The sequence below is a fragment of the Pseudomonas sp. LB3P31 genome (genome assembly GCF_054897945.1).
The window spans coordinates 5,438,130-5,457,431 of sequence record NZ_CM142710.1; the positions used below are offsets into that span (position 1 = coordinate 5,438,130).

15 protein-coding genes and 1 pseudogene are annotated in these 19,302 nt (G+C 60.1%); 6 read left to right on the forward strand and 10 right to left on the reverse strand.

Translation table 11 applies throughout. The features are described 5' to 3' along the window. Positions 1–51: 51 nt before the first annotated feature. The gene (locus ACYZTK_RS24715; protein ID WP_462012222.1) at positions 52–912 is read left to right on the forward strand and encodes a LysR substrate-binding domain-containing protein; all 861 of its coding nucleotides are present in this window, start codon (positions 52–54) and stop codon (positions 910–912) included. 264 nt (positions 913–1,176) lie between these two features. Here ACYZTK_RS24715 and ACYZTK_RS24720 read toward each other — a convergent pair whose 3' ends face one another. Beyond that, positions 1,177–2,535 (reverse strand): type VI secretion system Vgr family protein, encoded by a 1,359-nt coding sequence (locus ACYZTK_RS24720; RefSeq protein ID WP_462012223.1) that lies wholly within the window; start codon positions 2,533–2,535, stop codon positions 1,177–1,179. A gap of 229 nt (positions 2,536–2,764) precedes the next feature. Here ACYZTK_RS24720 and ACYZTK_RS24725 point away from each other — a divergent pair, with 229 nt between their 5' ends. Continuing rightward, the gene (locus ACYZTK_RS24725) at positions 2,765–3,472 is read left to right on the forward strand and encodes a YebC/PmpR family DNA-binding transcriptional regulator (protein WP_462012224.1); all 708 of its coding nucleotides are present in this window, start codon (positions 2,765–2,767) and stop codon (positions 3,470–3,472) included. A 128-nt stretch (positions 3,473–3,600) separates the two neighbouring features. On the opposite strand, the gene ACYZTK_RS24730 is transcribed toward ACYZTK_RS24725, so the two are convergent. The 3 genes and pseudogenes from ACYZTK_RS24730 to ACYZTK_RS24740 all read right to left on the reverse strand — a co-directional run. After that, positions 3,601–4,914: a protein kinase gene (locus ACYZTK_RS24730; RefSeq protein ID WP_462012225.1), complete on the reverse strand. Its 1,314-nt coding sequence runs from the start codon at positions 4,912–4,914 to the stop codon at positions 3,601–3,603. A 194-nt stretch (positions 4,915–5,108) separates the two neighbouring features. After that, positions 5,109–6,230 (reverse strand): cell division protein ZapE, encoded by a 1,122-nt coding sequence (zapE, locus tag ACYZTK_RS24735; RefSeq protein WP_462012226.1) that lies wholly within the window; start codon positions 6,228–6,230, stop codon positions 5,109–5,111. Positions 6,231–6,326: 96 nt separating this feature from the next. Next, positions 6,327–6,422: pseudogene (locus ACYZTK_RS24740) on the reverse strand (RNA polymerase sigma factor); the annotation flags it as partial. A gap of 136 nt (positions 6,423–6,558) precedes the next feature. Between ACYZTK_RS24740 and ACYZTK_RS24745 the strand changes: the two are divergent. Together ACYZTK_RS24745 and ACYZTK_RS24750 are read left to right on the forward strand one after the other, a co-directional pair. Next, positions 6,559–7,644 carry a catalase family peroxidase gene (locus ACYZTK_RS24745; RefSeq protein WP_462012227.1) on the forward strand — a complete coding sequence of 362 codons (1,086 nt, stop codon included), beginning with the start codon at positions 6,559–6,561 and terminating at the stop codon, positions 7,642–7,644. Then, positions 7,641–8,186 (forward strand): cytochrome b, encoded by a 546-nt coding sequence (locus tag ACYZTK_RS24750; protein ID WP_462012228.1) that lies wholly within the window; start codon positions 7,641–7,643, stop codon positions 8,184–8,186. The genes ACYZTK_RS24745 and ACYZTK_RS24750 overlap by 4 nt, the downstream gene beginning before the upstream one ends. Positions 8,187–8,223: 37 nt before the next feature. On the opposite strand, the gene ACYZTK_RS24755 is transcribed toward ACYZTK_RS24750, so the two are convergent. Then, positions 8,224–9,375 carry a M14 family metallopeptidase gene (locus ACYZTK_RS24755; protein WP_462012229.1) on the reverse strand — a complete coding sequence of 384 codons (1,152 nt, stop codon included), beginning with the start codon at positions 9,373–9,375 and terminating at the stop codon, positions 8,224–8,226. Between the two features lie 470 nt (positions 9,376–9,845). Beyond that, positions 9,846–10,187, reverse strand: coding sequence for a DUF6124 family protein (locus ACYZTK_RS24760; protein ID WP_462012230.1), 342 nt, complete (start codon positions 10,185–10,187; stop codon positions 9,846–9,848). 131 nt (positions 10,188–10,318) lie between these two features. Between ACYZTK_RS24760 and ACYZTK_RS24765 the strand changes: the two genes are divergently transcribed. Next, positions 10,319–10,966 carry a S24 family peptidase gene (locus tag ACYZTK_RS24765; RefSeq protein ID WP_462012231.1) on the forward strand — a complete coding sequence of 216 codons (648 nt, stop codon included), beginning with the start codon at positions 10,319–10,321 and terminating at the stop codon, positions 10,964–10,966. A gap of 39 nt (positions 10,967–11,005) precedes the next feature. Here ACYZTK_RS24765 and ACYZTK_RS24770 read toward each other — a convergent pair whose 3' ends face one another. The 4 genes from ACYZTK_RS24770 to ACYZTK_RS24785 form a co-directional block, all read right to left on the reverse strand. After that, positions 11,006–12,961 (reverse strand): acetyl/propionyl/methylcrotonyl-CoA carboxylase subunit alpha, encoded by a 1,956-nt coding sequence (locus tag ACYZTK_RS24770; RefSeq protein WP_462012232.1) that lies wholly within the window; start codon positions 12,959–12,961, stop codon positions 11,006–11,008. Further along, entirely contained in the window at positions 12,961–13,776 is an 816-nt protein-coding gene (locus ACYZTK_RS24775; protein ID WP_462012233.1) for a gamma-carboxygeranoyl-CoA hydratase, read from the reverse strand. Before ACYZTK_RS24775 ends, ACYZTK_RS24770 begins: the two co-directional genes overlap by 1 nt. A 123-nt stretch (positions 13,777–13,899) precedes the next feature. After that, positions 13,900–15,507: a carboxyl transferase domain-containing protein gene (locus tag ACYZTK_RS24780; RefSeq protein ID WP_462012234.1), complete on the reverse strand. Its 1,608-nt coding sequence runs from the start codon at positions 15,505–15,507 to the stop codon at positions 13,900–13,902. A 12-nt stretch (positions 15,508–15,519) separates the two neighbouring features. Then, entirely contained in the window at positions 15,520–16,683 is a 1,164-nt protein-coding gene (locus ACYZTK_RS24785) for an isovaleryl-CoA dehydrogenase (protein ID WP_462012235.1), read from the reverse strand. A 325-nt stretch (positions 16,684–17,008) separates the two neighbouring features. Here ACYZTK_RS24785 and ACYZTK_RS24790 point away from each other — a divergent pair, with 325 nt between their 5' ends. Next, positions 17,009–18,703, forward strand: coding sequence for an AMP-binding protein (locus tag ACYZTK_RS24790; protein WP_462012236.1), 1,695 nt, complete (start codon positions 17,009–17,011; stop codon positions 18,701–18,703). Positions 18,704–19,302: the final 599 nt, after the last annotated feature.

The following is a 19,302-nucleotide window of genomic DNA, read 5'->3' on the forward strand; positions in this document are numbered from 1 at the left end:
GCTATCAATCAAATTGTTTGTTGTTATGCCAACTATCAGTGAGAGTTATTCATGAATCTGTTCCAGCTCCGTGCCTTCGATGCCGTGGCCCGCGAAGGCAGTTTCACCCGGGCGGCGGCGCGGCTGTTCATCAGCCAGCCGGCGGTTACCGGGCACATCAAGGCGCTGGAGGAGCATTACCAGATCACCTTGTTGCGGCGCACCGCGCGACGGGTGGAGCTGACGGAGGAGGGCACCAAACTGGCGGCGATTACCCGGGCGATGTTTGGCCTGGCGGAAGAGGCCCAGGTGATGCTCGAGGCGAACCGGCAGTTGCTCACCGGGCGTCTAGAGGTGGCGGCGGACGGGCCGCACATGGTCATGCCGATGCTCGCCAGCTTGCGCGCGCGTTACCCGGGGATCACCGTAAACCTGCGCCTGGGCAATGCCCAGGAAACGCTGGCGGCGTTATTGTCCGAGCATGCGGACGTGGCGGTGCTCACCGAAGTCGAGCCGCGCAAGGGTTTGCATCTGCAACCGTTGAGCGAGTCGCGGATCTGCGCGTTGGTCCCGGAAAATCATCCCTGGGCGCAACGGCTGAAGGTGTCGCTGAGTGAACTGGACCAGGTGATCATGGTGTTGCGTGAACCGAGTTCGATCACCCGCCGCACCTTCGATCAGGCTTGTACCCGGGCCAAGGTCAGTCCGCGGGTGCTGCTGGAGCTGGACAGTCGTGAGGCGGTCACTGAAGCGGTGGCGGCGCAATTGGGGGTGGGGGTGGTGTCATCGGTGGAAGTCAGCCATGACCCGCGGGTAGCGGCGGTGCCGATCATGGGCGAGGGGTTGGTGAATCGGCACATGATCGGGTGTATGGAGCGGCGGCGGGATTTGCGCTTGATCCAGGCATTTTTAGCTTTGGCACCGGGCAAATAAACCGAGGCGCGGCCATCGCGAGCAGGCTCGCTCCCACGGGGTTTGCGGTGAAAGCAAGATTTGTGGCTGCATCTAACCCTGTGGAGCTGGCTTGCCTGCGATGGCGATTTTGAGGATGCCATCGCGAGCAGGCTCGCTCCCACAGGAGATCTGCGAAGATCAGATAGTGTGCCTCCACATCCATCCAATGTGGGAGTGAGCCTGCTCGCGATGGGTCCATTGCGGCGGCCCCAGCCTCTTGGGCTTTCGCAGTCGAGTGCTGACTCATATTTCCAGCAACCAATCGAGTAACAGGCCGGTATGCGTGCCGGGTCGTGCTGCGGAGCGCGACTGTTGCGACTCAAGCCCGCTGGCGCAGAATATCGGCCGATCCGGATCCCCATCGAGAAAGCTGATACCCACCTCGCTGCCTGCTACTGGCAGGGTGTCGGGGTGCTGATTTGCCGTGGTGCAGGCGACGGGCACCCTGATCCCGTATTCTGCATCCGCAGTGGATTGCGGCCATAACCAGACCTGGATTCGTCCTTGATCATCCAGGGTGGCCGGCTTGCCTGACTCCCCAACAACTCGTGCCGGCTGGGGAGCCGCAATGTTCGGCCTGGGCTGGTCCAGGGATGGTCGGAACACTGTCGACCAGGGGATGGCGGTGAACTCGTTGTGATACTCCGAAACATCGCTGTCCTGGGCCAGAATCGAAGTCTGCCGGCCTTGATGGCGGATATCGATCAGCAGCCATTGATCGTTGAACTCCGGGACCGGATGCTCCGCCACCTGGACAATGTGCGCACTGCGCAGCGTGCTCTGGTTGCTGCGACCTTGGACCTGTCGAGAGAGGCAACGCAGGCGTTCCAGTTGCCGCAGGCTGCGCTGGGCTTCTGGCGTTGCGGGTGCGCTTGCAAAGGCGTGGTTGGCCGCGCTTTCGGCAGACACTGCAGTGCTTCTGTCCCGGGCGTCCGGCCGAGGCGGCCAAGACCGGGCATTGTGGCGTTGATACAACTGGCTGATTTTCGGCAGCTGACAATGAGGGTCCGTAACCGGGCGGAACGGCATAAGCACAGGCGCCTGGGGCAGGCTCAAGCTGTCATCGGCCAGCACCAGCACATGTCCCTCGCGGCTGTGCTCAAAATGAAAATGAATGCCTTCTTCTTCGCATAGCCGTTGCAACAGGATCAGGTCGTTCTCCTCGTACTGAATGGTGAAGGGGCGGGGTGGGTATTGGCCCTGCAGTTCAAGGCGAAAGCTGCTGGTGGGCAGGCCATGTTCCGTCAGCAGCTGCAGCAGGATGTCCGGCACGCCGAGGTGATGAAATACCCGGCGAACGCGGCCTTGATCCAGCGCTTGCAGCAACGGCACCACCGTCACTGAGGCGATCCGGCACAGGCCACGATGCTCACCCGTGGCACAGTGAATGATCCCGTGAATGCCGTTGCCATTGCCCAGGTCGAGGAAGACCTGCTGGTGCAGCAACTGGCCGAGGTTGATGGTTGGTGCCAGGGCGATGACTTCAATCTCGAATCGATAGGGTTGGTTCAGGGCTTCGTGGCCACTGAACTGCAACACCTGCAAGTGCAGGTCACCCTCGAGGAGGGTCAGGCTGAACGGACTTTCCTTGTTGTTGTGCATCGGGCGCGCTTCTGCTGGGAGAGGGGACGCAGAGGGTACGAAACCACAACTACTTGGGAACAGCGCATATGTATTTTCAGAATCGGCCTACAACCATTGGTGAAGATGCCTATTCGTCACGGCGACCACGCCGATGGAATTTTTGGTCGATTGCCAACTTTAGGCCGTATAAACTTGCACAAAGCGTCGGCCAATAGATGTTTCGGCGCCACAGACAAGAGAGTGAGTAATGGGCGCACAGTGGAAGGTTAAACACAAAGAAGCGGCATCCAATGCCAAGGGCAAGATCTTCGGCAAGCTGGTGAAGGAAATCACCATTGCTGCGCGCAACGGTGCCGATGTTTCAACCAACGCGCACTTGCGCCTGGTGGTGGAACAGGCGAAGAAGGCGTCCATGCCTCGTGAGACCCTGGAACGCGCGATCAAGAAAGGTTCCGGCCAGCTCGGCGAAACCGTGCAATACCATCGCGTCACTTACGAAGGCTTTGCCCCGCATCAGGTGCCGTTGATCGTTGAATGCGTGACCGACAACATCAATCGTACCGTTGCCGAGATTCGCGTGGCGTTTCGCAAAGGGCAACTGGGGGCTTCGGGTTCGGTGTCCTGGGATTTCAACCATGTCGGCATGATCGAAGCGTCCCCGGACAGCCCCGACGCCGATCCGGAAATGGCCGCGATTGAAGCCGGCGCACAGGATTTCGAGCCGGGTGAAGAAGAGGGCACGACCCTGTTCCTGACCGAGCCTGCGGACCTTGATGCCGTGCAGAAAGCCCTGCCAGAGCAAGGTTTCACGGTGTTGGCGGCGAAGCTGGGTTACCAGCCGAAGAATCCGGTGAGTGGTTTGAGCGACGAGCAGATGGCTGAAGTCGAAGCCTTCCTCGAAGGGCTGGACAACCATGATGATGTGCAGGATATGTTTGTCGGGTTGGCGGGTTAATTTGTTTTTCCAGTGATACCGCTATCGCGAGCAGGCTCACTCCTACAGGGTTTTGTGTTGTACATATAAATGTGTGTAACACAAGGTCTCTGTAGGAGTGAGCCTGCTCGCGATTGACCGCGTAGCGGTCACAAATTTTCCAACACCTGCACAATCTCTGTGAACCCCGGCCGCGCCGTCACCTGCGGCTGACAGCAGCGCTGCTGCAAATCTTCCAGCTGGCCCCGACGCTCTTTGCTCAACCCGGAGTTGATCTGCTCCAGCAATTCCCCCAGCAAAATCCCGAACGCCCGCACTTCCAGTCGTTGCAAGGCACCGCTTTCGAAGCTGTCAGCCGTCGTGTGGAAAGATGCCGCGCCGAAGTCTCCCAGCAGACAATCACCATGAGCGTTGTAAAGGATATTGTGGCCGTACAGGTCGCCGTGGGTAATGCCCTGTTGGTGCAGATGTTCGGCCACTGAGGCGATACCGCCAGCGATGCGCAAGGCCACGTCGGCGCTGAAACCTGTGTCATCGGCATACACGTCGCGCGTGCAGGAGGCCAGGCTCGGCAGTCCGGCCAGGTTGCGAAAGCTTGGCTCGATCAGCTCCATGACCAACCCGTCCTGTGCCTGAGGATGATCTACAATCCGACCCTCGACCCGGATGAGGTTCGGGTGAGTACCGGCAGTGATACAGGCGCTCATTTCGTGCAACGGCGAACCGTCGCTGGTTATCTCACCTTTGTAGAGCTTGACCGCGACGCGCTGCTCCGTTTTACCTGGCTGGGTCCAGGTTGCTCGATGGATCACCCCGGAGGCGCCTTCGCCCAGTTGCTGTTCCAGGTGCAGGGCCGGCCATGGGATAGCAGTAGTGGATCCCAGCACCGCAGTGTCCGCTTCGGCTTCCAGCGGGTTACCGGCGTAGGCCAGCCAAGTCAGGCTCGGCAGGTTGAGCAGCCATTCGGGCAATTCGCTGAGTTGGTTGGCGGCGACCCGGATCAGCTCAAGTTGATGGCAATATTGCAGGCTCGAGGGCAAGCGCTGCAGCTGATTGCCGGCGAGCATGAGTTTTTGCAGATGCGGGCGCTCACCCAGTTCAGTTGGCAGTTCGCTAATGCAGTTGTCGGTCAGGATCAGCCAGCGCAGCAGCGGCGGCAGCGCGACCCCGGGCACCTGCGTGATGCGATTGGCCTTGAAGCCGACCATGGTGAGTGCGCTGCATTGACCGATGCAGGCGGGCAGTTCGGTGAACAGATTGTCCGAGCAGAACAGCACCCGCAGGCGAGTCAGTCGATGCAGGTCATCCGGCAGGCAGGTCAGCGCGTTGTTGCTGAGGTTGAGGATTTCGAGGGAGTCCGCCAGGTCGAAGATTTCCCGTGGGAATTCGCTCAGGCCGCAGGCGAGGTCGAGGCGGGTGCTGCCCGCCAGTTGGCCGGCGCGCAGTTGGGCAAGGGTGTCCATGGAATGGCTTCGCTGTTGGTCAATGGAAGGCGCACACATGATACCGGCACGCCTCCCCCTGTAGGAGCAAAGCTTGCTCGCGATGGCGGATCTGCATTCAACATTGGTGGTGCCTGGTACTCCGCCATCGCGAGCAAGCTTTGCTCCCACAGGTCTGAATTCCCACAGGGCAGAGTTCCCACAAGGCTCAGCACCTACGGGGAAACGCACGTTTCCACCAACTGCCCCAACCGGCTGCGGGTTCGCGCCAGATCAATGGCATCTCCCTCCAGGCTCTCGCGCAACGAATTCTGACCCACCAGCATCAGGTGCTTGTCCTGGTCGTAAAGCACATCCACCAGGTTGATGAAGCGCTGCTGTGCCGCGATGGAAGTGTCGGTGAGCCGGGGCAGGTCAACGATGATCCAGTGGTCGAATTGCCGGCACAGTTCCAGATAATCCATCACCGCCGTGGGGCACTCGCACAGGTCAGCGAAGGTAAACCCGATGGTGCGCCGATCGCAATAGCGAACCTGCAACTGCCGGGTGCCGACGGACAATGGCAGGGGCGGTGCATCACCCTCGGGGAAACTCAACGCCCGGCGCTGCGCCGGTGTGTCCGGCCAGAGGAACCGTCCCCGGGTGAACAACTGCTGGGAGTGGGTCCGCGCCTGGCTGCGATAATCATGCGGCCCACCGACCTCCATTACCTGCATTTCCGAGCTGATCAGGTCGATCACCGGTTTGAACCGAGCATGGTAAAGCGGATTGGGCAGCAGCCCCTCCGGCGGATAATTGGAGGTGACCAGCAACAGGATCCCGCGTTTGAACAAGGCCTGGAACAAGCGGCTGATGAGCATCGCATCGCCGATGTCGTGGACGTGAAACTCGTCGAAACACAGCACCCGGCAATCGTCCAGCAGTTGATCGAGGGTCAGCTCCAAGGCGTCCGGCTGGCCGCGATGGCTGAACATACCCTGATGCAGGCGGGCGAAGAATTCGTGGAAGTGCAGCCGCTGTTTTTGCGTGATCGGGATGGCCTGGAAGAACCCGTCGAGCAACCAGCTCTTGCCCCGTCCCACAGCGCCATGCAAGTACAGGCCGGGGGGCATTTTCGCGGGGGAACCTGGCAGCACGGCGGCGTACTGCGCCATGCAATCGATGACGCGTTGCTGACTGTGGCTGAGGGTGTAGCCCTGGGCATGCGCCTGCTGGCGAAAATAGTCGTGAATCAACCGGGCGCTGGTGGTGGGGATTGCCGACGGCTTGGCGAACAGGCGGCGCAACGCCGGCCAGCGTGGGGTGAATCGCGAACGGTTGGGCGGTCGAGCGGTCACTGGAATGTCACCCCGAGATCTTCAAGCCGTCGCCCCGAGCGACGGCGGCACAGTTTAACCAATCGGGTAGTTTTGATTCCAGCGCTGATTGGCTTACGGGTTGCGCGTCAGCGATAGCGCGAAGCGGCGCAACCTGGGAATGGTTTCACTCAACTGTTCGCCGATATCGTTCATGAAGTTCTGACGAGTCACTACGCTGTGGACTAGGAAGACGCCCGGCCTTCGCGGTTATTCCACGCCTGCAAAAATAAACACCCGGTGATGGAATAAACCGCCCCGGAGTCTGCTTGGTTCTTCTCACCTGTGGCCGCTGGCCCTGGAGTTCTTCATGGTAGATCGCTCATCACCGCCCGGCCGGCCGCCGCTGAGTAGCACCAGCGTGGTACTGCGCCTTGGCGGTATCGCCCTGGTGGTCGCAGTTGTTGCCGGGACGTTTGCCTACGTCAACGGCACACTTGACCCACAGCGCCTGACGCCAAAGAAACTGATCAACGTGCTGGAAACCAACAATGGTGTGCATCCGGGGTTTCGGCGCAATCACTCCAAGGGCGTGTGCGTGATCGGGCACTTCGAGAGCAGCGATCAGGCGCGCAACTACTCCAGCGCCCAGGTGTTCAGCCAGGCAAAAACCCCGGTCGTGGGGCGTTTCGCACTGCCGGCCGGCAATCCCTATGCGCCGGACAGTAGTGTGCCGATCCGCAGCATGGCGCTGCGCTTCACCCAGGCCAATGGTCAACAGTGGCGCACCGGGATGAACAGCATGCCGGTGTTCCCGGTGGGCACTCCCGAAGCCTTCTATCAATTGCAACAAGCCCAGTCGCCAGTGCCCGCCACCGGCAAGCCCGATCCTGCAGCGGTGCCGGCATTTTTCGGCGCCCATCCGGAAGCTGCGCCATTTCTGGCGTGGATCAAGACTGCCAAGCCTTCGGCCAGTTATGTGACTGAAACCTACAACAGCGTGAACGCGTTTTACCTGGTCAACGCCGCAGGCCAGCGGCACGCGGTGCGCTGGAGCATGGTGCCGGTTGCGCAGGATGCGCCCGGTGCAACGGCGCCTGAGGGTGGCAATTTTCTCGAAAAAGACCTGGTCCAGCGGATAGCCGCAGGGCCGCTGCGCTGGCAGTTGAACATTACCCTGGCCGATCCCGGCGATCCGGTCGACGACGCCAGCAAGGCCTGGCCCGCAGGGCGCAAAGTAGTAAATGCCGGGATGCTGGTGCTCGAAAGCACCCAGCCGCAGCTCAATGGCGAGTGTCGGGACATCAATTATGACCCGCTGGTATTGCCTGCCGGTATCGAAGGCTCGGCTGATCCACTGCTCGCTGCTCGTTCAGCCGGGTATGCCAGTTCCTACCTGCGCCGCACCAGCGAAGTCAGCCAGTTGCCCACTGCCGGCCAGGAGGCTCACCCATGAGCAATCAACCGAATCATTTCGCGCCATTGGCGCGGTTGCTGCACTGGCTGATGGCGCTGATGGTCATCGCCATGCTGTTTATCGGTGCCGGAATGGTCGCCTCGGTGTCCGAGCGCCATCAGTGGCTGATTCACCTGCACAAACCGCTGGGGATCGCGATTCTATTGCTGGTGGTTGTGCGCATTGTTGTGCGATTTTCCACCCGACAACCGCCACTACCCGCTGACCTGCCGGGCTGGCAGGTGCTCGCGGCGAAAGCCTCGCACCTGTTGCTGTACGCGTTGATGCTGATGTTGCCGCTGCTGGGCTGGGCAATGATCTCTGCGGCGGGGGACCCGGTGATGCTCGGCAGCTCGCTGCAGTTGCCTTCGATCATCCCGGCCAATGCGCAAGTGTTCGCCTTCCTGCGCAAGGCCCATGGTTACCTCGCCTACCTGCTGTTCCTGACGGTGCTGCTGCACCTGGCGGCGGCACTGTTCCACGGATGGGTGCGCCGCGACGACGTGTTGGACAGCATGCTGCGGGGCAAGGATCGCGGTTGACCGTGGCAGTCGCAGTGAAAGCTGCGGCTGCAACCGATCAGCGCAGGACGTCAGTCATGTCGGCAATGGTCGTCAATACGTCCTTGCCGAGCTGCTTCGAACGCTTGCCGGACCAACCCGTCAGTGGATTCGGCGCATCGTTGTTGTCCTTGAACGGCATCTCCAGGGTCAGTGACAGGCAGTCGTATTTTTCGCCGACGCTGTTGCAGGCCAGGGTCATGTTGGCCTTGCCGGGCTCGTCGAGGGTATAGCCGTGCTTGGTCTGGAAGTCCTTGGTCAGGTGCTTCAAGTGGCTGCGGAAATGCTCTTCGAGTTTTGCCAGCCGTGTCGTGTAACCTGGGTTGCCTTCGCAGCCGGCGGTGAACACGTAGGGGATTTCCTCATCGCCGTGGATGTCGAGGAACAGGTCGACTCCGTAGTGCTCCATCTGCTGCTGCACGAACAGTACTTCCGGGCTGATCTCCTGGCTGGCGCTCTGCCAGGCGCGGTTCAGGTCCTGGCCCATGGCATTGGTACGCAGGTGACCATGGAAGGCGCCGTCGGGGTTCATGTTCGGCACCAGATACAGATCGGTGTCAGCCAACAGCTTGTTCAGGACCGGGTCATCGTGATGTTCCAGGCGTTCGATCACGCCTTCCATGAACCATTCGGCCATGTGTTCGCCCGGGTGTTGCTGGGCAATCATCCACACTTTGCGCCGACCTTCAGCGCCGGTGCCTTTGCGCAACAGCTGAATGTCCCGGCCTTCGACGCTCTTCCCCGTAGCCAACAGTTCGGTGCCAGCCTTGGTTAGCGCTTGTTCGATCAGCCAGTCGTGACGCCCGCGGCTGTAGGGTTCGAAATAGGCAAACCAGGCATGGGTAGCGGTGGCTTCGAGGCTGAAGCGCAGGCAGTCGCCTTCGAAGATGGTCGGTACCCGGAACCAGTTGACGTGGTCATATGAAGCGACGGCCTGATAACCGTCCCATGCCTTGTTATAGGAGGACTTGCTGGCGTTGCTCAGTCGAAACCAGTGCTCCTGTCCGACATGCAGGCCGCTGGCCTTGAAATGAAACCACTGGAAATGCGGGCTGCGAGTATCGGGCCGGATCGCCAGCAGCGCTTGCAGTGGATTGCTGATATCGAGCACTTCGATATTGCCGCTGTCGAAATTTGCGCTGATGTCGAAAGAGGATTTAGCCGCGGTCATAGTCGATTCCTGAATATGATTTTTTATGGCTGTTACTTTACACGCAGGGAAGGGGGGATCGGGGAAATTGCCGGGAAATCGGGGGGCGTCCTCCTTGACGCCGACGCAGCTTAGAGACTGTGCGATTGATTCTCAAGTGCTAATTTTCATTAGTTTGGCCCAATGTTGTCGGGCTTCTCTTGCCAACAGATATTCTTTTGATATCATTCGCGCCATCGAATTTGCAGTCACCAAAGACTTCATTAGCCTGAAGCCAAAAGCCAGAACAACTGGCAAAAAAAGACCCGGCAAAAAGCCGGGTCAAAAACCGTGATTAGCCTGATGAGGAGACAGTCCAGGAGGCCGACCTAAGGCCTTCTGGTCCATCGACTGATCTCGCGACCAGCTGATGCAATAATAATCATTCTCGTTTACAAGTCAAATGTTTTTAGCTGCCTGCCAGGAAAACTCTTTCCTGGCGTCTTAGTTTTTCAGCCTTTTTGACCCTCTTTCAGTGACCTGTCGACCATGGCCCTCGCCATATCGATCAGGTGTACCGTCGACAGAGCAAGATGCCGGCTAGTGCCTTGCAGATTAACTGCCGATTCATAAGCAATGGTTGCCGCGCAACGCATCAGGTCTGAGGCGTGCACCAGTGCCTCTTCAGAGCTGACATTGTGATTCACCTCGAAAAAACGCGTTTCACCGGGTTCTGCTGACACAGCTGGTTTCAAGTAGTAATCGAGCGCGCGCTGCGCTGCGGCGAAGCCCTGGGGCGAGGTAAGAGAGGTGTCGATTGGTTCGTCGGGCAAGTCGTTGCTGGTGATTGCCATCGTTTTTAAACTCCTTTTTTGATTTTCAGATCCGTAAAAAAGAGCTTAGTACAAAGTGTATTTGTTTCGACAATTGAAATAATACAGCTTGTGTTTTGAGCGCAGGTAGGAGCCCGCGTATCGTGCCGGACATGGATAAATGGATTGATTTGGTCAAGGCCAAGATGGGTGAGCTAAACATCACCCAGGAGATACTCGCAGACCGTCTAGGGATGTCACAGGGTGGTGTTGGGCACTGGCTGAACAAGCGTCGTCAGCCTGGTGTCGAAGACATGAACCGTGTGCTGGAAGCGTTGGGCCTGGATTTTCTCGAAGTGGCGCTGGTGCTCAGGGAAGTCGAGTTTTCCGGGGATGATGATCTGTCGCTTGCGCAAAAGTACAACCCCTACTTCCGCTACCCGGTCAGTGACTGGCGAGGAGCAGAGCTGCTGCGCGATGGCGAGTTGCAGGTATACGGTGCGACGCAGTTCGAGCAGTCCGACTATCACGCCCGGGGCAGGGCTTTCTGGTTGAGGGTCGAGGGTGACGCGATGACGGCACCCACCGGCCCGAGTATCGCCGAAGACATGCTGATTCTGGTGGACCCCGACGTTGAAGCGATGCCTGGCAAACTGGTAATCGCCCAATGGCCGGGCAGTGCCGGTGCCGCTTTTCGCAAATTGATCGAGGAGGGCGGTCAGCGGTACCTGCTGCCGCTCAATCCGACTTATCCGAAAGCCTTGTTCGCCGCCGACTGCCGGATCATCGGCGTGGTGGTTCAGGCCGTCGCCAAGTTCTGATCGGATCGGTCCTACCCTCCAGTAGGACCGATCCTGGTTTCAGGCTTCTTCCAGCTCGACCAACGCGCTGCCTTCACTGACCATTTCGCCTTCCTGGCAATACAGGGCCTTGATCACTCCAGCGTGTGGCGCGCGAATGCTGTGTTCCATTTTCATGGCTTCCAGCACCACCAGTTGCGCCCCGGCTTCAACTGTTTGCCCAGCCTCGACCAGCACTCGCACGATGCTGCCGTTCATGGGGGCAGTCAGGCCGCCCTGATGGCTATGGCTGGCTTCCACGGCACTGATCGGGTCGTAGGACTCGATGCGGCGCAACTCACCTTCCCATTGCAGATACACCACGCCGTCGCGGCGGATTGCCCGATGCTGGCGACGCACGCCGGCGTGTTCGGTCAACAGCTGCTCGCCCTTGAGCTGTGCAGTGCCCGCGTTGGCGGTGCCCAGGGTCAGCGCGCGATCCTGGCCTTCGCAACTCAGGTGCAAGGTAATTTCCGCCGGCAGCCCGGTACGAAAACCGTTGCCCTTGGCCCAAGGCGAAGCCGGGTCGTCGATGCGTGCAGTTGCGCGCTGGCTTTGGGCAAATGCCTGCGCGGCCGCTTGCCAGAAGTCATCACCTAGCTGGGCCGGCTTTGGCAGCAGCTGTTCCTGGTAACGTGGAATAAACCCGGTATCGAGTTCGGCGGCTGCGAAGGCAGGATGGCCAATGATCCGGCGCAGAAAGTTGATGTTGGTTCTGAGGCCGCCAATCGCGAACTCGTCGAGCATGCTTAACAGTCGCATGCGCGCCTGTTCGCGGTCTTCACCCCAGGCAATCAGCTTGCCCAGCATCGGGTCGTAGAACGGCGAGATTTCATCGCCTTCCTCGACTCCGCTGTCGACCCGACGCCCGGCGCCTTCGGCCGATTCGCGATACAGCTCAAGGCGTCCGGTCGCCGGCAGGAAATCATTGCCCGGGTCTTCGGCGTACAGGCGCACTTCGATGGCGTGACCGATCAGCGGCACCTGCTCCTGGGTCATCGGCAACGCTTCACCACGGGCCACGCGAATCTGCCAGGCCACCAGGTCGAGCCCGGTGATGGCTTCAGTTACCGGGTGTTCAACCTGCAGGCGCGTGTTCATCTCCATGAAGAAAAACTCGCCGCGCGAATCCAGCAGGAATTCCACGGTGCCCGCGCCAACGTAACCAATCGCCTGCGCCGAGCGCACGGCCGCTTCACCCATGGCGCGCCGCAGTTGCGGACTCAGGCCTGGAGCCGGCGCCTCCTCGACGACCTTTTGATGGCGACGTTGAATCGAGCAGTCGCGTTCGTTGAGGTACAGGCAATTGCCATGCTGATCGGCGAAGACCTGGATTTCCACATGCCGTGGTTTGAGCAGATACTTTTCCACCAGCATCCGCGAATCGCCGAACGACGATTGCGCTTCACGTTGCGCCGAGGCCAGGGCTTCGGCCAGCTGGCTGACGTCCTCGACGACTTTCATGCCTTTGCCGCCGCCCCCTGCCGTGGCCTTGAGCAGCACCGGATAGCCAATGCGCTCACAGGCAGCGCGGAAGGTTTCCAGATCCTGGGCTTCACCGTGATAACCCGGCACCAAAGGCACGCCGGCTGTTTCCATCAAGGCTTTGGCCGCGGATTTGCTGCCCATGGCATCGATCGCCGAGGCCGGTGGGCCGAGGAAGATCAGCCCGGCATTCTCGATGGCCCGGGCAAACCCGGCATTTTCCGAGAGGAAGCCGTAGCCTGGGTGGATCGCCTGGGCGCCGCTGGCTGTCGCAGCGGCCAGCAGCTTGTCGATTTGCAGGTAGCTGTCGGCGGCCTTGCTGCCGCCCAGGTCGACGCGAATGTCGGCTTCGCGACTGTGGCGGGCATCACGATCTGTCGCGCTGTGCACGGCCACGGTGGTCAGGCCCAGGGCCTTGGCGGTGCGCATCACCCGGCAGGCGATTTCGCCGCGGTTGGCCACCAGTAAAGTGGTAATGACGGGCGTGCTCATCAACGCGGCTCCTTGGTGGTCGGGGTGGCAAGCCAGTTCGGCGCCCGTTTCTGCAAAAAGGCGCGCAAGCCTTCCTGGCCTTCGGGGCTGACGCGGATGCGCGCAATGGCGTTTTCGGTGTAGCGGCGCAGTGCCGGGGTCAACGCACCGTTACCGACTTCGCGCAGCAGATCCTTGCTGACGCGCATGGCGGCCGGGCTGTTGAGCAGCAGATTGTCGATCCACTGGTCGACCTTCGCTTCCAGCTCAGCCAGCGGATAGCTTTCCGCCAGCAAGCCGATTTCCCGCGCCCGCTGGCCGCTGAAGCGGTCGGCGGTCAGGGCGTAGCGCCGCGCCGCGCGTTCGCCTATGGCTTGCACTACGAACGGGCTGATCACGGCAGGGGCCAGGCCGATGCGCACTTCCGACAGGCAGAATTGCGCGTCGTCGGCGCCAATCGCCATGTCGCAGCAACTGATCAGGCCGAGTGCGCCGCCGTACGCCGCGCCTTGCACCACGGCCAGGGTCGGAATTTTCAGCTTGGCGAGGTTGTACATCAGCTCCGCCAGTTCCCGGGCGTCATCGAGGTTGGTGTGGTAGTCGAGGTCGGCCGACTGTTGCATCCACGCCAGATCGGCGCCAGCGCTGAAATGCTTGCCACGCCCGCGCAGCAGCAGGAATCTCAGGCTGCTATCAGCCGAGACCTTGTCCAGGGCGAGGATCAGCTCGCGGATCATTTGCGCGTTGAACGCGTTGTTCTTGTCTTCGCGATCGAGCCACAAAGTGGCGAAACCCCGGGGGTCGGTCTGAAGCTCGAGGGTATTGAAGTCGCTCATATCTGTCCGTCTCCACAACTCATCGTGTAGGAGCTGCCGAAGGCTGCGATCTTTTGATTTTGTTTGTTCGGCAGATCGCCAAGATCGAAAGATCGCAGCCTTCGGCAGCTCCTACAGAAAACATCACATCCGGAACACGCCGAAGTGGCTTTGTTCGACCGGGGCATTCAGCGCTGCCGACAACGCCAGGGCCAACACATCACGGGTTTGCGCGGGGTCGATGACGCCGTCGTCCCACAGTCGGGCACTGGAGTAGTAGGGATGTCCCTGTTGTTCATACTGGTCGAGGATCGGTTGTTTGATCTCGGCTTCCTGTTCGGCGCTGAAACCCAGCCCACCACGCTCGGCCTGCTCGCGCTTGACCTGCACCAGCACGCCGGCAGCCTGTTCGGCGCCCATTACGCCGATCCGCGCGTTCGGCCACATCCACAGGAAGCGTGGGTCGTAGGCGCGTCCGCACATGCCGTAGTTGCCAGCGCCGAAACTGCCGCCAATGATCACGGTGAACTTGGGCACCTTGGCGCACGCCACGGCGGTCACCAGTTTGGCGCCGTGCTTGGCGATGCCGCCGGCCTCGTATTTCTGGCCGACCATGAAGCCGGTGATGTTCTGCAGGAACAGCAACGGGATACCACGCTGGCACGCCAGTTCGATAAAGTGCGCGCCTTTCTGCGCGGCCTCGGCGAAGAGGATGCCGTTGTTGGCGAGGATTGCGATCGGGTAACCGTGCAGGTAGGCAAAACCGCACACCAGCGTAGTCCCGAACAGCGCCTTGAATTCGTCGAACACCGAGCCGTCCACCAACCGTGCGATGACTTCGCGCACGTCAAAAGGTTGCTTGGCGTCAGCCGATACCACGCCGTAGAGTTCTTCGCTGGCATACAGCGGGGCGATCGGCGTACGTTGCTGGACTTCGCCGAGCTTGCGCCAGTTGAGGTTGGCGATGCTGCGCCTGGCGATGGCCAGGGCGTGTTCGTCGCTTTCGGCGTAGTGGTCGGCGACGCCGGAGATCTTGCAGTGCACATCGGCACCGCCCAGGTCCTCGGCGCTCACCACTTCACCGGTCGCGGCTTTCACCAGTGGCGGGCCAGCGAGGAAGATGGTCGCCTGGTTGCGCACCATGATCGCCTCGTCGGCCATGGCCGGTACATAGGCTCCGCCCGCGGTGCAGGAACCCATGACCACCGCAATCTGTGGGATACCCATGGCGCTCATGTTGGCCTGGTTGAAGAAAATCCGGCCGAAGTGTTCGCGGTCCGGGAACACTTCATCCTGACGCGGCAGGTTGGCTCCGCCGGAATCCACCAGGTAGATGCACGGTAGGCGATTCTGCTGGGCGATGGTCTGGGCGCGCAGGTGTTTTTTTACCGTTAGCGGATAATACGAGCCGCCTTTGACCGTGGCATCGTTGGCGACGATCATGCATTCGACGCCTTCCACGCGACCGATCCCGGCGATCACCCCGGCGGCTGGAACCTCCTCGCCGTAGACTTCGTAGGCGGCCAGCTGGCTGATTTCGAGGAACGGCGAACCGGGGTCGAGCAGCCGGTTGATGCGCTCACGAGGCAGCAATTTGCCCCGGGAGGTGTGGCGCTCTTGCGCCTTCAGGCCACCACCTTGCTGGACTTGGGCGAGCAGGGTGTGCAGGGCATCGACCTGTTTGAGCATCGCCGCGCTGTTGGCCGCGAACTCCGCCGAGCGCGGGTTGAGCTGGGTATGCAGGATAGCCATGGACAACTCCGGTTAGCGGGTTTCGTTAAACAGTTCACGACCGATGAGCATGCGACGAATCTCACTGGTGCCCGCGCCGATTTCGTACAGCTTGGCGTCACGCAGCAGGCGTCCGGCCGGGAATTCATTGATGTAGCCGTTGCCCCCAAGAATCTGGATCGCGTCGAGGGCCATCTGCGTGGCGCGTTCGGCGCTGTAGAGGATCACGCCGGCGGCGTCCTTGCGTGTGGTCTCGCCGCGTTCGCAAGCCTGGGCCACTGCGTAGAGGTAGGCGCGGCTGGCGTTGAGCTGGGTGTACATGTCGGCGACCTTGCCCTGGATCAGCTGGAATTCGCCGATGCTCTGGCCGAACTGCTTGCGGTCGTGGATGTAGGGAACGATCAGGTCCATGCAGGCCTGCATGATTCCGGTCGGGCCGCCGGACAGCACGACGCGCTCGTAGTCGAGGCCGCTCATCAGCACTTTGACGCCGCCGTTAAGCACGCCGAGGATATTTTCTTCCGGCACTTCGACGTCGTCGAAGAACAGCTCGCAGGTGTTGGAGCCGCGCATGCCGAGCTTGTCGAATTTGTTGCTGCGGCTGAAGCCTTTCCAGTCGCGCTCGACGATGAACGCGGTGATGCCGTGGGCGCCTTTTTCCAGGTCGGTTTTGGCGTAGATCACGTAGGTGTTGGCGTCGGGACCGTTGGTGATCCAGGTCTTGCTGCCGTTGAGGACGTAGTGGGCACCGCGTTTGTCGGCGCGCAGTTTCATCGATACCACGTCGGAACCGGCGTTCGGCTCGCTCATGGCCAGGGCGCCGATGTGCTCGCCGCTGATCAGCTTGGGCAGGTACTTGATTTTCTGTTCATGGTTGCCGTTGCGATTGATCTGGTTGACGCAGAGGTTGGAGTGCGCACCGTAGGACAGGGCGACCGAGGCCGAGCCGCGACTGATTTCCTCCATCGCCACCACGTGGGCCAGGTAACCCAGGCCAGCGCCACCGTATTCCTCGGCGACGGTGACACCGAGCAGGCCCATGTCGCCGAATTTGCGCCACAGGTCAGCGGGAAACAGGTTGTCGATGTCGATCTGGGCGGCGCGCGGGGCGATCTCCTTGGCGACAAAGGACTGAACCTGATCGCGCAGCATGTCGATGGTTTCACCGAGGGCAAAGTTCAGGGATGGGTAGCTCATGGGTCACCTTTTGGCTTTTTTGTAGGATGGGGAGAGTGGCGTGACGGCACTCACCTTTACGTTAACGTAAGCCTGTGACGAATGGCTGTCAATCACCCTTTACGTTAACGTCAACTTGAGCGACAGTAGGGACAGATCAGATAGAAAGCAGACCAGCCCTGAGGATGGTGAAACCTGTGGGAGCAAAGCTTGCTCGCGATGACGGATTAGCATCCATTTTGATGGCGACTGTTATACCGCGATCGCGAGCAAGCTTTGCTCCCACAGGTCCCACTTCCTCCAGGTAAGCGTCGGCAACCCATAAATAAAGACAATAGGGGTCGTCATGGATCAACCCAGTGCAAGCCCGCAGCGCAGCTATACCCGCGGCTCCCAGGACAAAGCCTTGTTGGCGATGACCGTGGGCCAGGCGTTCGACAACACCGTCGCCAGTTACCCGGAAGGGGAGGCGCTGGTGGTGCGCCATCAACAGCTGCGCTACACCTGGCAGCAACTGTCTGCCGCCGTCGACCTGCACGCCCGGGCGCTGCTGGCGCTAGGCTTGCAGGCAGGCGACCGGCTCGGCATCTGGGCACCCAACTGCGCCCAGTGGTGCATCAGTCAATTCGCCAGCGCGAAAATCGGCGTGATTCTGGTCAACATCAACCCGGCGTACCGCAGCTCCGAACTGGAATACGTGCTCAAGCAATCCGGCTGCCAGTGGCTGATCTGCGCCGGCGCCTTCAAGACCTCCAACTATCACGAAATGCTCCAGGGGCTGTTGCCCGAGCTGGCCGAGCAATCCATCGGCAAATTGCACAGTGAGCGCCTGCCAGAGTTGCGCGGGGTGATCAGCCTGGACGCGCAACCCCCTTCAGGTTTCCTGCCCTGGTCGCAACTGGCGGATCTTGCGGCCAGCGTGTCTGCTCAACAGCTGCACGAACGCCAGGACAGCCTGAACTTCGATCAAGCCGTGAACATCCAGTACACCTCGGGCACTACGGGGTTCCCCAAGGGCGCTACCCTCAGTCATTACAATATTCTCAACAACGGATACATGGTCGGCGAAAGCCTGGGCCTGACTGCGGCAGATCGGCTGGTGATCCCGGTGCCGCTCTACCATTGCTTCGGCATGGTCATGGGCAACCTGGGGTGCATCACCCATGGCACCACCATGATCTACCCCAACGATGGCTTCGATCCGCTGCTGACCCTGACCACTGTCGCGGAAGAACAGGCCACCGCACTCTACGGCGTGCCGACCATGTTCATTGCCATGCTTGATCAGCCAAGGCGCCAGGAATTCGACCTGTCGAGCCTGCGCACCGGCATCATGGCTGGCGCGACCTGTCCGATTGAGGTGATGCGTCGGGTGATCAGCGAGATGCACATGAGCGAGGTGCAGATAGCCTACGGCATGACGGAAACCAGTCCGGTGTCCTTGCAGACTGGCCCTTCGGACGAACTGGAATTGCGTGTGACCACTGTCGGGCGCACCCAGCCGCAGCTGGAGAGCAAGATCATCGACGAGGCGGGCAACCTGGTACCCCGTGGCACCATCGGAGAGCTGTGCACTCGCGGTTACAGCGTGATGCTCGGTTACTGGAAGAATCCGCAAGGCACGGCAGAGGCCATCGACCAGGCGGGCTGGATGCACACCGGTGACCTGGCGAGCATGAATGACGAGGGTTACGTGTGCATTGCCGGGCGCAACAAGGACATGATCATCCGTGGCGGCGAGAACATTTACCCGCGTGAGCTGGAGGAATTCTTCTTCACTCACCCGGCCGTGGCCGACGTGCAGGTGATCGGCATTCCGTGTTCGCGCTATGGCGAAGAAATCGTCGCCTGGATCAAATTCCATCCAGGCCACAGCGCGACCGAGCAGGAACTGCAGACCTGGTGCAAAGAGCGCATCGCGCACTTCAAGACGCCGCGTTACTTCAAGTTCGTGGAAGAGTTTCCGATGACGGTAACCGGCAAGATCCAGAAATTCCGCATGCGTGAGATCAGTATCGAGGAGCTCAAAGCGATACCGTAGGAGCTGCCGAAGGCTGCGATCTTTTGAGCTTGGCGCAGAAGGTTCAGATCAAAAGATCGCAGGCTGCGCCGGCTCCTACAGGGGACTTGTGCAGGGGTAGTCGACAACGAGGTTGAATGGAAAATCGCTTTCGCGGGCAAGCCTCGCTCCTGCAGGAGTCGGTTTTTCTAAATGCCAGACAGCACAAAGGGGAGCCAATGCTCCCCTTTAATTTGTCGTTGCGCGTGCTCTTTTTTTATTATTGAGGGGCGGTCTGTTGTTGTTTTTGGTAACCGTGACCCTTTACCGCTGTTTTTGTCGATCCCCATCCGGGATCAAGAGCAAACGTATTTTTTTGAGCGCTGATCTGCTTTTTCGCCAAGCGATCCAACCAGTTCGGGAGCTACCTGAAGGTAGTTTTATTGTTCTCTGCCCGGTTGCGGGTTACTCCGAGAAGCACCCTGAAAAGCACATCTTCTCCAAAAAAATCTGTTAGCTGCGTCTCTGCCGTGTTGTTCTTGTTATGTCAGAGTCGTTACGTCTTATTTTTATTGGTTTGCTGCTTTTTATTCTTGTTATGCCATAGAGATAGCAGGAGCCGTGCCAACTTTTTAAAATCC

What these genes read in the sequence shown, in the direction of transcription:
- ACYZTK_RS24720 (WP_462012223.1), bottom strand. Translation starts at nt 2,535, where the DNA reads ATGCACAACAACAAGGAAAGTCCGTTCAGCCTGACCCTCCTCGAGGGT.
- ACYZTK_RS24730 (WP_462012225.1), bottom strand. Translation starts at nt 4,914, where the DNA reads ATGGACACCCTTGCCCAACTGCGCGCCGGCCAACTGGCGGGCAGCACC.
- ACYZTK_RS24750 (WP_462012228.1), top strand. Translation starts at nt 7,641, where the DNA reads ATGAGCAATCAACCGAATCATTTCGCGCCATTGGCGCGGTTGCTGCAC.
- ACYZTK_RS24755 (WP_462012229.1), bottom strand. Translation starts at nt 9,375, where the DNA reads ATGACCGCGGCTAAATCCTCTTTCGACATCAGCGCAAATTTCGACAGC.
- ACYZTK_RS24775 (WP_462012233.1), bottom strand. Translation starts at nt 13,776, where the DNA reads ATGAGCGACTTCAATACCCTCGAGCTTCAGACCGACCCCCGGGGTTTC.
- ACYZTK_RS24780 (WP_462012234.1), bottom strand. Translation starts at nt 15,507, where the DNA reads ATGGCTATCCTGCATACCCAGCTCAACCCGCGCTCGGCGGAGTTCGCG.
- ACYZTK_RS24760 (WP_462012230.1), bottom strand. Translation starts at nt 10,187, where the DNA reads ATGGCAATCACCAGCAACGACTTGCCCGACGAACCAATCGACACCTCT.
- ACYZTK_RS24770 (WP_462012232.1), bottom strand. Translation starts at nt 12,961, where the DNA reads ATGAGCACGCCCGTCATTACCACTTTACTGGTGGCCAACCGCGGCGAA.
- ACYZTK_RS24725 (WP_462012224.1), top strand. Translation starts at nt 2,765, where the DNA reads ATGGGCGCACAGTGGAAGGTTAAACACAAAGAAGCGGCATCCAATGCC.
- ACYZTK_RS24765 (WP_462012231.1), top strand. Translation starts at nt 10,319, where the DNA reads ATGGATAAATGGATTGATTTGGTCAAGGCCAAGATGGGTGAGCTAAAC.
- ACYZTK_RS24715 (WP_462012222.1), top strand. Translation starts at nt 52, where the DNA reads ATGAATCTGTTCCAGCTCCGTGCCTTCGATGCCGTGGCCCGCGAAGGC.
- ACYZTK_RS24785 (WP_462012235.1), bottom strand. Translation starts at nt 16,683, where the DNA reads ATGAGCTACCCATCCCTGAACTTTGCCCTCGGTGAAACCATCGACATG.
- ACYZTK_RS24745 (WP_462012227.1), top strand. Translation starts at nt 6,559, where the DNA reads ATGGTAGATCGCTCATCACCGCCCGGCCGGCCGCCGCTGAGTAGCACC.
- ACYZTK_RS24790 (WP_462012236.1), top strand. Translation starts at nt 17,009, where the DNA reads ATGGATCAACCCAGTGCAAGCCCGCAGCGCAGCTATACCCGCGGCTCC.